Below are 14,256 nucleotides of genomic sequence, written 5' to 3'. Positions count from 1 at the left end.
GCATATACCTTAATGATTATTGCGATTCGCAATATATTTAGCTAAAGCACGTATAGGATTATCTTTATGCATATAGTTAATTCCGAGCGCATTCATTATATGTACTATGATTGGTTGGTCAATATGCGCGCGTTTTATTATTTCTACATTCTGGAATGCAGATTCGATGCTCCCTTTGTATAACACATTTCCGTTATCAAGTATGAGAGCATTTTGACAATTTTCGTATGCGAATTCCATGTCATGGGTGATAAATAATACTGTTACATTTATCGTATGTAAATAATTAAGTATTTTTACAAGTCGCATTTTTTGTGGTTTATCCAACCCACCAGTCACTTCATCCATAATAATAATATGTGGTTCTCTTAGTAGTGCAGATGCAATGTTAATAAATTTTCTTTCAGCGAATGACAAATTAAATGGGTTTGTATTTTCTTTATCGTTTAAACCAGTAAGATTCAGAACGCGACTGTAAAGATCATTGTTTATATTCTTTATCCCATATGTAATTTCTTTATGTACAGTGCTGTTAAAAATTTGATCATTTGGGTTTTGAAAAATATAACCAACGAGTGATGTAATATCGTGTTGCTTTAATGTCTTATATTGTTTTCCTTCAATAGTTATGTCTCCAGAAGTTGGCTGTAATAAATTGTCTATTATTTTGGCGAGAGTGCTTTTACCTGCTCCATTGCTACCTATTATTGCGCATAATTCACCACTTTCGAATTCTATGTTTACGTGGTTTAGTATTCTGCAGGATTTTTCTTGTTTATCATTATTTTTATTTTTTATTTTTTCATTTGAAGGATATTGAAAACTTACATCGTTCAATTTAATTGCGATGCTCATCGCATTTCTCCTTTAATAAAACTATTAATTCGCCTATATCTGTTATGCCAGGGGTTATTTGGATATCAAACTTACGTAACTTTTTCACAATTTTGACAACTTCTGGAATATCAATACAGTCAGAAGGGAAAGTTTCATCATAAAAAACATCATATTTATTTCCATAATGAGTGATAAAACCATTTTGAAGAACAATGATATTATCTGCATATTCCGCTAACAAATTTGTATCTTGTTCACTAATTATTACGGTATGTCCCTCGTCTTTGTATTTTTGTAGAAAATTATAAATATTTTTAGTTTCTTCTGGATCAAGTTGTGAAGTAGGTTCGTCAAGAATTAGTATTTCTGGATTATTAACTATAACGCACGCGATTGCAACGCGTTGAACCTGCCCTCCGGATAGGGTTAGTGGGTTTTGAAGCGCAAGTTGTTCTATGTTAAGTAATTGCATAACTTGTGTAACCAGACTCTCTATTTGTTGAATAGGGATACTGCGATTTTCTAAGCTGAATGCAATTTCTTCAAATACAGTTTTTTTGATATGACTCAACTGCGAAAAAGGATCGCTAAATACAAAGCCTACGCTGTCACATTCATTAGATTTTAATAAATCAATCGTGTTGTTTAATAGTATTTTTCCAGAATATTTTCCTTTATAGAAATGAGGAATATATCCCTTAAGAGATAAGCATAGACTTGATTTACCTGAAGTATTAGCGCCAATTACTCCATATATTTTCCCTGATTCTATCTGTATTGTTATGTTGCTTAAAGCTGGTTTTGAAGTAAGTGGATAAGTGTATGAAAAATTGCAAATATTATATGATATAACCATAAATTACTCTTCCTAGAATAAGAAAAACTAGTGTAATTGTTCCTATTGTTAATACCAATTTTTCGTGACCATTATGATTAACCTGTTTAATATATGTCTTTTTTTCTGAACTAAAAAAATTTCGCGAATCAAGCATCATTATGCGTTGCTCGATGTTTATTAATGAAGTAATAAATGCTGGAAGCAAAATCGAAGTAAATGTGCCAATTCTACGTATTAAATTTCCATTAAAGTTTATTCCACGACTTTTTTGCGAGGTTATGATTGCTTTAATTTGCACTTGTAAATAATCAATAGTTTGGAAAGTAGAAAGTATTATGAAACATGTTTTATTGCTCATCCCAAGTTTGTTTAAAGATATTGTAATATCTTCTATATCAGTTATTTGGAAAAAACATATGACTATAGTTGATATATTTAAGGTATTCATTCCGAGCGTTATAGAATTAGACAATGCTGTATCTGTAATCTGCAAAAAATTAAGACTTAATATTGTATTTCCTTGTCTACAGAAAGCGACTTGAAATATCGCAACAAATAATGAGAACATGGCTATACTTGATACGAGCTTATATCCATTCTTTTTTATTCCACATAGAATCATCAGAACAAGTAGAGCAACAAAATAGGGGAACAATAAAAGTCGCAAATTGTATAATGTGAATGAAAAAGTATTTAATATAATATCTACTAATATTAAATATATGGTCAATATAAATTTTGTTGTCGGGTATAGCGTCGCAAGTATCTTGGTATTTTTTACTTGATTAATAGTATCGATATAATGCATGTACATAATTACTTTTATCTCTGTATTTATATAGTAAACTCGATTTAATTTTTACTATTCAGAATCTGAATTTTTTAAATAAAGTAAACCTAATGGGAAAAGAAGCAGTAATTTATTGGGCAAGCATTTTATAACGCTTAAGCATATAATGATTGTTAATACTCTATCAACCCATGTAAAGAATCCTTCAGTAGAGAATACAGAAATCCAGATATTCATTCCAGATGCAGTTATTAAAGCCGCTATAATAGATGATCCTCCGCCAGTGAACCCGCTAAATACTAGGACTACAATCGGTGCTGAAATAATAATGGATATTGTTGCCATGATTATTGAAGAAATAAAAATTTTCATATAATTTGAAAACATTTTATGTTTTGCTAGAATACCAGCGCATAAGGCTAGAGCAATATTGACCACTATGAATGGAAGCATGGTTGGCATAGTGATTGATGAAATTATTGAAGATAGCATTCCAGTTGTTATTCCTACAAGTGGCCCAAAAATCATGCATGCAAATAAAGTACCTATAGTATCAAGGAAAATAGGTAGTTTTAGCATACCTGCTATAGTTCCAGAAATATAATTAACAGCAACACATAATGGTATTGTGACAACTGCAACAGTAGTAAATTCTTCCTTGAATGATTTAATTATCTGTTTCATGCAATCACTTCCTATTTGATTACTACAAATATTATCTTTTTGACTATTTAATTATCAAATGACATTTGTCATTTGATAATTAAATAGTCATAGAAGAGTATCTTTTATGTAGCAAAGCAAAATGTTGGTCCGTTATAACCAATTTTCCTCTTATGCTTGTTATAAGATTCTCTTTTTTCATGGATTCTAGATACCTGTATAAAGTTCGTAAATTAATATTTAGTATTTTTGCTAAATCTTCGCGAGTATATGGGCATATATACGGTCTATCTTTGTTTGCTTGAGTATATAAATAATATCCAATAATGTCAATTGATTCAAGTAGTCTTTTCGTTGCTGCTTCTTGCATTGTTCTTCCCGCTGTTTTTGCGAATATTGATAATACGCAATAGCAAATTTTGCCATTTTCTTGAACAATTTCGCGAAATAGCGAAGATGGAATTCTAAATACCAAACTTTTTTCTTCTGCCATAACGAAAGCAGTATAATGCGGTTCATTGGTAACGAGTTCAAAAAGTCCCAGTATTTCTATTGGTTCAATATTTGAAATAACTCCATCGTTACGATTTAAACTTCCTCGAACTGTAGCTTTACCATCTAAAAAGATATATACATATTTTGCTGCACTATTCATATTTATGAGAACATCATTAGTGTGATATGTTCGTATGAATTGGTGAGGAATGAGTTGTTTTGCTTTCTCTATTTTTACAATCGTACTCATGCTATCCGTTGCATCTAGTATAAATGCAAGCGCCGTTGCTATACATTTGTTGTTCATGATTTACTTTTACTCCTTAAGAACAAAATTAGTCATGACAAGTGTCATTTTAAGCATTATAAAATCATGATATTTTTTAGGCAAGCCTCTAATGGTTTATAAATGTTAATTAAAAGAACTAGGAAAGTGTGAAATCATGAAGCGTAATGATGCGCTAAAAGCTTTTCTTTCATTTGCTATGTATTTCTTGGCAGGTTCGACATGTGTAATGATTGGCAGTACGTTGCCACAGTTAGTACAAACCTATGGACAGAAGATTGAACTTGTCGGTTTACTTGGATCAGCATATGCTCTTGGTAGAATTCTCACCGTTAACATAACAGGTGTTCTTGTAGAGAAAATTGGATCAGTAAAAGTTTTAGGAATTGGTACTTTTATTACTGGCATATTTATGTTTGGTATTCCTACAATTCCTAGTTTTGTTTCTGGTTTAATACTTGCGTTTGCGGGAGGCATTGCATTTGGCACGCAGGATGCTGCATGCCCAACATTGTTAAGTAGCATATTCAAAAAGAATTATGAAAGTTCATTGACTTTTGGACAAGGACTATTTGGTGTAGGAACTACAGTTTCACCATTTGTATTAGGTCTGTTCTTGAGTGGTAAATTATCTTATGCATGGTCATATTATGTGTTAGGTATTCTTTCATTTATTATCTGTGCGGTGTCTTTTATAGTCAAAGATACGTCTGAGATTAAAGATACAGAGAAAGAGGAAGAACATATCAGGCCACTATATGCTAAGAGTAAGATTCTTGCCTATGCTGGAATTGTTATTTCAGTTGCCGCATTCAGCGGAGTATCGACTGCTATAGGTATGTATACAACAAGTTTTGCAATAACAAAAGGAATAAGCGAATCAAATGCTGCATTTATGTTTACACTATTTAACTTAGGTTGTGTCCTTGGAGGTTTCCTTTTCACTTGGATTCTGAGATATGTAAAAGGTACCTTAGTGCTACTCATGAATTGTATCGGTTCCTTTATTGCTATTCTTGCCGCAATGCTTGTTAACACTGCCTTGAGTTACTATATTGGGCTTTTCGTTGCTGGTCTTTTCTTAGGCGTTTTATTTAGTGTTATTGTTGCAATTGCCTCTAGAATTATGTATAAGCGCGTGAGTATAGCATGCTCTATCGTTGCTACAGCAAGTGGCGTAGCTGATATGCTAACTCCTATCGTTGTTGGTGCTGTTATTTCGCAATTTGGAGTAGGGTTCTCATATACATTTGGGCTTATAATGCTGGCAATATGTATTGCTTCGGCTGCACTGCTAAAGATAGTTACATTTGAAGATACAGTTTCTATTAATTGATAGGGTGTTGAGAGTTTATGGAAAATAAAGAAATTTATTCTAAAAAGAAAATAATAATAGATACAGATTGTGGTTCGGATGATGCTATGGCAATTGCCATGGCTTTAAATGATCCTAGATATAAGATATTAATGTTTTCCACTGTATCAGGAAACGTATGCATGGAACAAGCGACTATTAATACGCTTACTACTATCGAGCATGCTGGTTCATATGAACCACCTGTATATAAAGGAAGTAGCAGCATGCTGTTGCGCGATTTGGTTTATGCTCATGAAACCCATGGCAGAGATGGAATGGGTGATATTGGTCTAGTGCCTCATCGCTTAAAAGAAAGTAATGGTAATGCTGTTTTGAAAATGATTGAAACTTTGAGAAACAGTGAGGATGGTGAAATAGACATTATTGCATTAGGGCCATTAACTAACATTGCTCTAGCTATTAAGGTTGATTATGAAGCGATGAAAAAAGTTGGTCGCATAGTAGTTATGGGATCTGCTGGTCTAGGTCGTGGAAATGTTTCTCCTGTAGCAGAATTCAATATTTGGCAAGATGCAGAAGCTGCAAAGATATTAGTTGATTCTGGTCTTAAAAATATTATGTTTGTTGGATGGGATGCATGCTTGGGAGAATGTATGCTGAATCCACAAGAAATTGCTAATATTCGCGAAAGTGGAGAACTTGGTAAGTTTGCCATTGATTGCAATAGGGAATTAATGGAAATGAATATTAGCCGTTTTGGGGATGCTTATCTCGATATGGCTGATCCATCTGCTGTTGCCGCTGCGCTATATCCTGAATGTATAAGCGAATGCACAAAATATTATTGCCAAGTTGATGCAACTCCTGGACCAAGTTATGGTTCAGTTCTTGTTGACGCTAATTTCTTCTCTGGGAAGACTCCGAATGCTGAAATATGTAGTAAGCTTAATCCAGAAAAATATAAAAATTACATTTATCGTACTTTACATGTTGTAGATTAGCAAAATTTGTCTTTACCGACATGCTTTTCTATCTTGCAATAACATTTAAATACGACCGGGTTTGTTTATTGTTATTCATAAACTTTCTCGGTCGTATTTATATTTAATGCGTATATGTCCAGTAAATATACTTTTCTCACATCCCTAGTATTTTTATATACCAATCCAATACTTCTCGTATCCTGTACAGGTCTGCCGTTTTACCTATTGATTCCCAACGATTTTGATATTGTGTGAACCATTCGTTCAAATTTGTTTTAAAAGATTTTGCTTCAGCTAGAGTAAATCTCTGGTTTAGTATGTACAACCCTAATTGGTTGAGCAGTTGTTGACCTTGAATGTTTAAAATGCTAGTGCTTATAAAATCTTTGTTTATATTTTCACAGTTTATATTTTCGCTGCAAGCATTTATATTGTAGATGCTCTTTGAGCATTCTGATAGAGTGCGATTATATTCTTTAGCATTTAATATTTGTGATTCTCTTTCATTTAAGAATCGTCTTCTTGCTTGTTCTAGGGAAGTGTTCTTTGGATATCCTAATGAAAATAGTACATCTTCGTTTGCTATATTTTCGTTATTGTATTCAAGTTCTTTGAATTGCACAGCGTCAGACCAGCTGAATGCTTGTGCATGAGACGCTTGTTTAATAATGTTAAGTAAGTTTGAGTTTGTTCTGTTAGCAAATACATTACTTACCTTGTTTATTAAATCTTTTTTTGCAATATTATTAGATTTCCAAGCATATTCCGATGATATTATTACATACGGAAGTGAGAGTATGGGATCGTTTATATGTCCATAATCTCCCCAATCAGTTAACAAAAATCCTAATACATGATTTTTGTGCCCATATTCACATGTTTTGGATATGTTATTTATAGCAGAGTCAAAATCTGGTATAAGCCTATTCCAAGATTGTGTGCCAGGGCATACGTATTGATCGCGATTCTGACTTTTTATTAGTTTTATATTGTTTTCATTCATGTTTGCCGAGTAATCCCAATTTGCAAAAATAACATTTTTTGGAATATCAGCTAATAACTCTGGGTGTTTTATTGCAATATCAGCATACATTATTGGCTGCAAATCTAATTCGTGTAATTTTTCACATAGCTTTTTAATATAGGACAAATAAAGATTTGCCACTCCTATTTTTTCAGCAACATTTTTACTTTCACCGCATCCAAGGTCAAAGGTCTCATCGGCGCCAATATTAAACTTATTAGATTTAAATAGTGATGCATAATCTTTAATCCTTTTAGATATAAACGGTATAGTGTTAGGATTAGTGGGATTTAGAGTATGATGCATCATTCTTTCAACAAAACTGAAGGGTCTTTCTGATTGTTCTGGGAATTCGCCAAGCTGTTTATATGAGTTACTTCTTAGTATTTCATACATGTGTCCAAAAGTTGCAAGTGTTGGAACGAGTTCTATTCCTCTTGCATAGCAGTATTCATCTAGATCGATAATCTCACTACAAGTTAATGGTGAATGTCCAATCCAGGATTCAATTGTGTCATCTAAATCGATAACATGTTCTACGTATAGTTGAAGTTGATTATATTTGTATAGACTTAACTGGTCTACTAAAGTTTTTAACCATGAAAGTTTTGGCACTCTTCCTCTTGAAACATCATAAGAATATGCTCTTACAGGTATTTCTGGAAAGTCTTGAATTTGTAATGATGGCAGTATTAGACCATATTGCATAATTAGTTGTCTTATAGTTTGTATTGCAAAGCATATACTCGCTATGCTCCCAGCTTCTATGCTTATAAGTGTTTGATTGGTCGAGATTTTAGATGAAATTTTATATTCTTGAATACGTAGATTTTTGTTAATAGCTGCCGATATAGCGCTTTTATATCCTTCTGAGTAGCTAATGCTCCAGTTGCAATTGTGATTGTTTTTCAAATCTTCACATAGCTGTTTTGCTGCTGTAGTTATTCTTAAGTCTGGTTTAATATTTATGAAACTAATATGACTTGATTGTGGAAGCGTAATAGTATCTTTTGCGTATATTGATATGTTTTGTGGTGAAGGTATTATTTCGGTATTTGAATTGTCGATTTTCATTTTGTGCTTCTTTGCTACTAGTTTTTACATTAATTTTTTGTTGATTGCTTCTTTGCTTTTTATATCTTAGAGATTCATGATTCTATTTTGAATTACTGATATACATTCTCCTATAAGAGTTATGTCATTGTTGCAAGTGCATCTTCTTACTGTACAAGGATGTTTTGGACTGTATGGACCATATTCTTGTATTGCTTTTTCTGTAGAGCTTATAAATACCTTATTTACAATGTCGGATGGTCCATAAATTACCACGTCTGTTAGGTCTAAAAGATTAATTGTTGTTGTGAGAGCTTTTCCTAAATAATTACCTGCCTCTGCTAATATATCTTCTGGTTTTCTATTTGATGTAAACATTTTTCTATGCAGTGTTTCCGCGGAAATATATGTTTCTAAACATCCTTTTTTGCCGCATGAACAATCTGGTCCTTGCGGATCTACTGTAATATGACCAATTTCTCCTGCAGAATTATTTATTCCAGTGATAATAGCATCATTTATTAATATTGATGCGCCAACACCTAACGATAACTGTATAAATATTGTATTTGGTACGCCGTTGCCGAAGAATCTTTCGGCTAGTAATGCGCTATTCGTGTCATGATCAACGATAATTGGACAATTAAAATGCTTAATCAACTCTTCTTTAATGTTTATATTTTCCCACTGAAGATTCGATGAGCGAATTACTCTTCCTTCATCGTCTACGATTCCAGGTACAGCAATTCCTATTCCTAGTATGTGATTATTTGAATTATTTATTAGAGTTTTGCAAACTTCTATGATTTTTTTACAGTTCGCATCTGTGCTTTTATATAACGATATTTCCGATCTTTTTAATATATCTCCGCACAGATTAACAACAGCGCCTTGTATGAGACAAGGTTGTGAAAGATCTATAGTTATAATGTTCCAATAGTTTGCGTCTACTTCGAGTAGTGTACCTTTTTTACCTCTTTCTATTTTTGACTCTTGACCACTTTCTACTAATATGTGGTCTTCAAGCATTTCGTACACGACGGTTGAAATAGATGCTTTTGATAATTTTGTTTTTCTTACGAGCATAGCTCTAGAAAGTATTTGTTTTGGGAATAAATAGTTGAATATTAGCATTCTGTTATTTATTCTTGCGTCGGCAGGTATGGTTTTTTGAGACACTGTCATTAATTGATTAATCATTGGCTTCGCTATTGTTTTTATGCTCATGTCGTCGTTCCACTTTTAATGCCCATTGTTTTATACATGATATTCTATCAGATAAATATATAGTTTGGAATATATACTAAAACATGTTTTTGTAAAATATTTTCTAATTTTATTTTTTATATATGAAATATTGGAACTATAGATTCCTTTATTTTTCAATGTTTTTATTAAATATATTAGATAGTCTTGCATTTTTATCTTTTAGTGCAATAATTGTACTTAATTGGTTTAATAGGGTTCAACTTCAAAGCAGAAGTATTTTTCTAAGGAGTTTATTATGACGCACAGCACACCGTCGCGTATAAGCATAGGGGTAGATGTAGGTGGAACAAAAGTATTATGTGCAGCTTTCAATACTAATAATGAACTGATTGCGCATTCTCAAGTTTCTACCAAGCAAGGTGAAGTAGAGATTGTCGATGAAGTGTGCAAGCTTATTTCTGAAGTGATTAATCAAATTATCCTAAAATATGGCAATGATACTAAATTCACTATAGGAATTGGTGTGCCTGGTTTAGTTAATCAACATACTGGGCAAGTATCTGAATCAGTAAATTTGGGATCTCATAGTATAGATTTTAAGACTGAAATACGTAAACGTTTTGGATTGAATTCTGTAATAGATAATGATGTTAATGCTGCAGCATTCGGTGCATATAATTATTATGGTTCTGATTCTAGTAGTTTAGTGTTTTTGAATTTAGGTACTGGAGTTTCTGCGGGAATTATCATTAATGGCTCTATTTTCCACGGCTCCACTGGTGTGGCTGGAGAAATAGGTCATATAGTTGCTGATACGCAGGGCAGGGATTGCCCATGTGGACAGCGTGGATGTGTAGAAACAATAATCTCTGGAACTGGTTTATCTAAACTTTGGCCAGCAAAGAATGAGTATCCTATCGCGTCTTTGCTGCGCAATGTTTCTGCTAAAAATAAAGAAGCTGAAAAAGTATGGAATAAGTTCATTTCCACCTTAGTTAGTGCACTACAGATTATTACAGTTACTTTTGATCCAGAGATTATTGTTATTGGTGGAGGAGTGAGTAAAACAGGAGCAATTTTATTAAAAGGCGTAAAAGAATACATTTGTAGACTTGAACAAAAATCGTCATTTTTGTCCTCACTAAAAATACCCGATCGTGTAGTGATTGCAAATCAAGAAGTGTTCTTTGGTGCGTTAGGAGCAGCTCTTATTGGCAGACGCTACGATGATAAAGCAAAGGAGGAAAATTAAATATTTAAACCGTGTTGTAAAAGTATTATAAAAATCTCCGCATTGCATTTATTCTTCAGAAAACTACCTTTAACTATCTTTAAATTGGCAGATGATAACTGAATTAATGCAAGTGCGGAGATTCTTCTTATGCAATTAGCACTATAGTTGTCACAATCAACCTAGTTGCCAAAATCAATGTCTCCAAGCTTTTCAATAAGCTTCATGTTTTCGCTATAATCCACTGGGCAAGCTATAACGTCAACGCCGCTTTCTTGTTCCAAAGCTTCTTTAAGCATGTTGTATAAGTCTTCTGGCTTTTGTACGACATGGCCTCTAGCTCCAAAGCTTTCTGCCAATTTTGGAACATTTGGATTAGTAAAATCAACGTATTCGTGTTCTCCAGCGTGTAAGTCCATCTTCCACTTAATCAATCCGTAAGCGTTGTCTTCCCAAACTAGAACAACCATTCTAGAACCCACGCGAACAGCGGTTTCAATCTCTTGAACATTCATCATAAAGCTGCCGTCGCCCATAACAGCAAGAACAGGCTTTGTGTTGATTTTTCCACTATTATCTTTAATAAACGATGCTCCAACAGCTCCAGGCAAAGTCCAAGCCATTGTAGAAAGGCTGTTGTCTATAATGCACGTATTTGGATGCATTGTTGGGTAAAGCCTTGCCATCCACATTTTTAAAGCGCCCGTATCTACAAGAACCTTGGTTCCTTCTGGAACAGCGCGCCTAGTGTCGTATACAACACGCTGTGGTTTCATAGGAATACTGTTATCGTTTTCAAACGAACGTAGCTCGTCTGTAATCATTTGACGAATCTTTGGGTGAGTTACATCAAAAGTAATGTTTCTATCCTTAAGAACATTTGTAAGAGTTTTAAGAGTCTGACCAATATCTGCCATAATGTTTAGGGCAGTAGGGTAGTGTGCGTCTGTGTCTTCAACAAATGTGTTTATGTGAATAATAGTCTTGTCAATATTTGGATTAATCTTCTTAGGGTCAAACTGTTGTATAGAGAATCCAACAGCAATAATCAAATCTGCTGTATCGAAAGCAAAATTCTCATAATCCCTATGCATGAATCCGACTACGCCAAGAGCATTAGGGTGATTATCTGGGAACACGCCTTTGCCTTCAAATGTTGTTGCAACTGGAACATTAAGCTGTTCTGCAAAAGCGCGTAGCTGATCTTGAGCATGGCTTCGTGCAACTCCGTTTCCTGCAAGAATAATCGGCGTTTTTGCTTGGCTAATGATTTTAGCAGCTTCGTCAATAGTATCTGGAGCGGGAAGGATGTGCAGAGGTCTTGGAAGTGGAAGTGGCTTTGCGTTTTCTGGAACGCTCATTTCGCTAATGTCTTCTGGGATTACAAGGCAGGTTGCTCCTGGACGCTTTCTTTGAGCGATTGAGAAAGCTTTACGAACCATTTCTGGAGCAGTGCTTGGAGCTAACATCATCGAAGACCACTGAGTGATCGGTTGGAACAATGACACCAAATCAATGATTTGGTGAGATTCTTTATAAAGACGAGATACGTTTCCTTGAGCGCATATTGCAACAAGCGGGGTCGTGCTTGCGTTTGCCTGAGCCACTGGAAGAGTAAGATTTAATGCTCCAGGTCCAAGCGTTGCTAAGCACACGCCTGGCTTTCCAGTAATATGAGCATAAGTTGCGGCCATAAAACCTGCGCCTTGCTCGTGGCGAGTAAGCACAAAGCGTATGTTTCCATTTCGTTCAATTGCTTCTAAAAGCGGAATATTTTCTTCGCCTGGGATTCCAAAAACAACTTCAACGCCTTCATTTACAAGGCATTCTACAACCAAATCCGCTGTGTTTCTTTTATGATTGTTTTGTTTTGTTTTCTGCAATTCTTCGTTTGCCATAATTGCGCTTCTCGCTTTTGCTTTAAGTTGTTTCAGCCTTTAAGCTTAAACTTCAAGACTTCTTTTCCATTTATAATATAGTCTTCTACGACATGCGCCCATTTTGCGCGTGTCATAAAAATGGGCGGATTTTTGCCTATTCGCTTTGTGGCAAAACTAAAGCTCTTTTAAGACAATATGCCTTGTTATTTCAACGATTTTGTCGGGAATTTTTGCCCCTTTGGATTGGGTTTCTTATACAATTGAACGAGTTGTGTATTTTTGTCACGGAGGAACGATGAGGCGCTGGCTTCTGAATTTGGTCAAGTGTGAAACCATCCTTATTGTGGCTGCCGTCTTAGCTGTTATTTCTTGTTTTTTCGTTCCACCAGACGCACAATATTTTGGCTACATTCATGTAAACACTATTTCTCAGCTTGTTTGCTTAATGATGGTTGTTTGCGGATTCCAGCGAATAGGCGTTTTTAGAAGCATTGGTGCAAATCTTCTTAGAAGAGTAAGAACTGAGCGCGGATTAGTTCTGGTTCTTATGTCTCTAACGTTTTTCTCAGCTATGCTTATAACTAATGATGTTGCACTTGTAACTTTTGTTCCTTTTGCGATTTCTGTTTTGATGATGGCGAATGCAGAAAAGCACGCAATTCTTGTTGTGACTTTAATGACGATTGGTGCAAACGTTGGAAGTATGTTAACACCTATTGGCAACGCGCACAATTTGTATCTTAAAGCGCTTACTAAAATGTCTACGGGCGATTTTCTTTCCATTATGGCCCCTTACACTCTTAGCGCTGCGATTCTTATGATTGCGTTTGCGTTTGTGTTCTTTAGCTCTAGAAAAGTCGATCAATTTGAAGGCTTGCATGGTGATGACATTGAACAAAGTGTTTTGGCTCCGCACTCTAAATCACCTAAGCCAGATGAGATTCGCGTTATGGGTTATGGTGTTGGCTTTACTCAATGGCGAGTTATTGTTTATAGTCTTTTATTCGTTTTGTGCTTGTGTGGAGTAGCTGGCTGGATTCCAGACTGGATTATGGTTTTGGCAGTTGTTATTGCCTTTATTATTTGTGATTCTCACGTATTTCGCGCTCTGGACTGGGCTTTGCCTCTTACGTTTATAATGTTCTTTATTTTTATCGGGAACATGCGTAGGGTTCCAGGATTTACTGAGATCGCGCAAATGTGGGTTGGTTCTCATCCTATGGAAGTTTCTGTTGTATCTAGTCAGGTGATTAGCAACGTTCCAACTACTATCTTACTTTCTGGCTTCTGTGATCAGTGGAAGATGCTTATTATTGGTACTAATCTTGGCGGTATGGGAACACTTATTGCGTCTATGGCATCTTTGATTTCATACAAGAGTATTACACATAAGTACCCTCATCATAAGGGTCGCTATTTGCTTATGTACACAATTGTGAATCTTCTTTTCTTGGCTGTTTTGATTGGTTTAGCTTGGATTATTGAGTAGCGTCTTTCTGGTTTTTGCGTGATTTTTGCGTGATTTTCGCATTGTGGGCGTGTCTTTTATTGCAATTGTTGTGATTATTTTCACATATTTTTATGTTATTCTGCAATGGAATGCTAGTAAATTTCGGATTGTTTGCGATTTTGTTGTATTATTTTCTATT

General features: G+C 34.7%; 12 protein-coding genes. 4 read left to right on the top strand and 8 right to left on the bottom strand.

The window, feature by feature from the left end:
* Positions 1-9: 9 nt before the first annotated feature.
* From HXT19_RS03840 to HXT19_RS03820, 5 genes are all read right to left on the bottom strand, one after another.
* Complete coding sequence (locus tag HXT19_RS03840; RefSeq protein ID WP_009993757.1) at positions 10-855, bottom strand: energy-coupling factor ABC transporter ATP-binding protein; 846 nt, start codon at positions 853-855, stop codon at positions 10-12.
* Positions 839-1,693 (bottom strand): energy-coupling factor ABC transporter ATP-binding protein, encoded by an 855-nt coding sequence (locus HXT19_RS03835; RefSeq protein ID WP_415699000.1) that lies wholly within the window; start codon positions 1,691-1,693, stop codon positions 839-841. Before HXT19_RS03835 ends, HXT19_RS03840 begins: the two co-directional genes overlap by 17 nt.
* Entirely contained in the window at positions 1,677-2,297 is a 621-nt protein-coding gene (locus tag HXT19_RS03830; protein WP_230479200.1) for an energy-coupling factor transporter transmembrane component T, read from the bottom strand. Before HXT19_RS03830 ends, HXT19_RS03835 begins: the two co-directional genes overlap by 17 nt.
* Positions 2,298-2,537: 240 nt before the next feature.
* The gene (locus HXT19_RS03825) at positions 2,538-3,149 is read right to left on the bottom strand and encodes an ECF transporter S component (protein WP_013399619.1); all 612 of its coding nucleotides are present in this window, start codon (positions 3,147-3,149) and stop codon (positions 2,538-2,540) included.
* A gap of 79 nt (positions 3,150-3,228) precedes the next feature.
* Entirely contained in the window at positions 3,229-3,930 is a 702-nt protein-coding gene (locus tag HXT19_RS03820) for a Crp/Fnr family transcriptional regulator (protein ID WP_004113553.1), read from the bottom strand.
* Between the two features lie 136 nt (positions 3,931-4,066).
* Here HXT19_RS03820 and HXT19_RS03815 point away from each other — a divergent pair, with 136 nt between their 5' ends.
* The gene (locus HXT19_RS03815; protein ID WP_004113554.1) at positions 4,067-5,245 is read left to right on the top strand and encodes an MFS transporter; all 1,179 of its coding nucleotides are present in this window, start codon (positions 4,067-4,069) and stop codon (positions 5,243-5,245) included.
* Between the two features lie 17 nt (positions 5,246-5,262).
* Positions 5,263-6,228: a nucleoside hydrolase gene (locus HXT19_RS03810; protein WP_415681787.1), complete on the top strand. Its 966-nt coding sequence runs from the start codon at positions 5,263-5,265 to the stop codon at positions 6,226-6,228.
* Between the two features lie 136 nt (positions 6,229-6,364).
* Here HXT19_RS03810 and HXT19_RS03805 read toward each other — a convergent pair whose 3' ends face one another.
* Together HXT19_RS03805 and HXT19_RS03800 are read right to left on the bottom strand one after the other, a co-directional pair.
* The gene (locus HXT19_RS03805; protein ID WP_415698998.1) at positions 6,365-8,308 is read right to left on the bottom strand and encodes a beta-N-acetylhexosaminidase; all 1,944 of its coding nucleotides are present in this window, start codon (positions 8,306-8,308) and stop codon (positions 6,365-6,367) included.
* Positions 8,309-8,374: 66 nt separating this feature from the next.
* On the bottom strand, positions 8,375-9,514 hold the full coding sequence (locus HXT19_RS03800) for an ROK family protein (RefSeq protein WP_422119627.1): 1,140 nt from the start codon (positions 9,512-9,514) through the stop codon (positions 8,375-8,377).
* A gap of 277 nt (positions 9,515-9,791) precedes the next feature.
* On the opposite strand from HXT19_RS03800, the gene HXT19_RS03795 reads away from it, so the two are divergent.
* Positions 9,792-10,748 carry an ROK family protein gene (locus HXT19_RS03795; RefSeq protein WP_248903107.1) on the top strand — a complete coding sequence of 319 codons (957 nt, stop codon included), beginning with the start codon at positions 9,792-9,794 and terminating at the stop codon, positions 10,746-10,748.
* Between the two features lie 161 nt (positions 10,749-10,909).
* On the opposite strand, the gene HXT19_RS03790 is transcribed toward HXT19_RS03795, so the two are convergent.
* Entirely contained in the window at positions 10,910-12,625 is a 1,716-nt protein-coding gene (locus HXT19_RS03790; RefSeq protein WP_004117736.1) for an acetolactate synthase large subunit, read from the bottom strand.
* 277 nt (positions 12,626-12,902) lie between these two features.
* On the opposite strand from HXT19_RS03790, the gene HXT19_RS03785 reads away from it, so the two are divergent.
* On the top strand, positions 12,903-14,096 hold the full coding sequence (locus HXT19_RS03785; protein WP_020760373.1) for an SLC13 family permease: 1,194 nt from the start codon (positions 12,903-12,905) through the stop codon (positions 14,094-14,096).
* Positions 14,097-14,256 lie beyond the last annotated feature (160 nt).

Origin of the sequence: Gardnerella sp. DNF00038 (genome assembly GCF_049262855.1) — a bacterium.
In the GTDB taxonomy this organism is placed as follows: Bacteria; Actinomycetota; Actinomycetes; order Actinomycetales; family Bifidobacteriaceae; genus Bifidobacterium; species Bifidobacterium vaginale.
The sequence above is the reverse complement of the archived record's forward strand: the minus strand, read 5'-3'. Positions and strand labels throughout refer to the sequence as shown.

Excerpts from the sequence above, each read along its gene's own strand:
- HXT19_RS03840 (WP_009993757.1), bottom strand. The coding sequence starts at position 855 with ATGAGCATCGCAATTAAATTGAACGATGTAAGTTTTCAATATCCTTCA.
- HXT19_RS03785 (WP_020760373.1), top strand. The coding sequence starts at position 12,903 with ATGAGGCGCTGGCTTCTGAATTTGGTCAAGTGTGAAACCATCCTTATT.
- HXT19_RS03790 (WP_004117736.1), bottom strand. The coding sequence starts at position 12,625 with ATGGCAAACGAAGAATTGCAGAAAACAAAACAAAACAATCATAAAAGA.
- HXT19_RS03810 (WP_415681787.1), top strand. The coding sequence starts at position 5,263 with ATGGAAAATAAAGAAATTTATTCTAAAAAGAAAATAATAATAGATACA.
- HXT19_RS03830 (WP_230479200.1), bottom strand. The coding sequence starts at position 2,297 with ATGATTCTATGTGGAATAAAAAAGAATGGATATAAGCTCGTATCAAGT.
- HXT19_RS03835 (WP_415699000.1), bottom strand. The coding sequence starts at position 1,693 with ATGGTTATATCATATAATATTTGCAATTTTTCATACACTTATCCACTT.
- HXT19_RS03795 (WP_248903107.1), top strand. The coding sequence starts at position 9,792 with ATGACGCACAGCACACCGTCGCGTATAAGCATAGGGGTAGATGTAGGT.
- HXT19_RS03820 (WP_004113553.1), bottom strand. The coding sequence starts at position 3,930 with ATGAACAACAAATGTATAGCAACGGCGCTTGCATTTATACTAGATGCA.
- HXT19_RS03815 (WP_004113554.1), top strand. The coding sequence starts at position 4,067 with ATGAAGCGTAATGATGCGCTAAAAGCTTTTCTTTCATTTGCTATGTAT.
- HXT19_RS03800 (WP_422119627.1), bottom strand. The coding sequence starts at position 9,514 with ATGAGCATAAAAACAATAGCGAAGCCAATGATTAATCAATTAATGACA.
- HXT19_RS03825 (WP_013399619.1), bottom strand. The coding sequence starts at position 3,149 with ATGAAACAGATAATTAAATCATTCAAGGAAGAATTTACTACTGTTGCA.
- HXT19_RS03805 (WP_415698998.1), bottom strand. The coding sequence starts at position 8,308 with ATGAAAATCGACAATTCAAATACCGAAATAATACCTTCACCACAAAAC.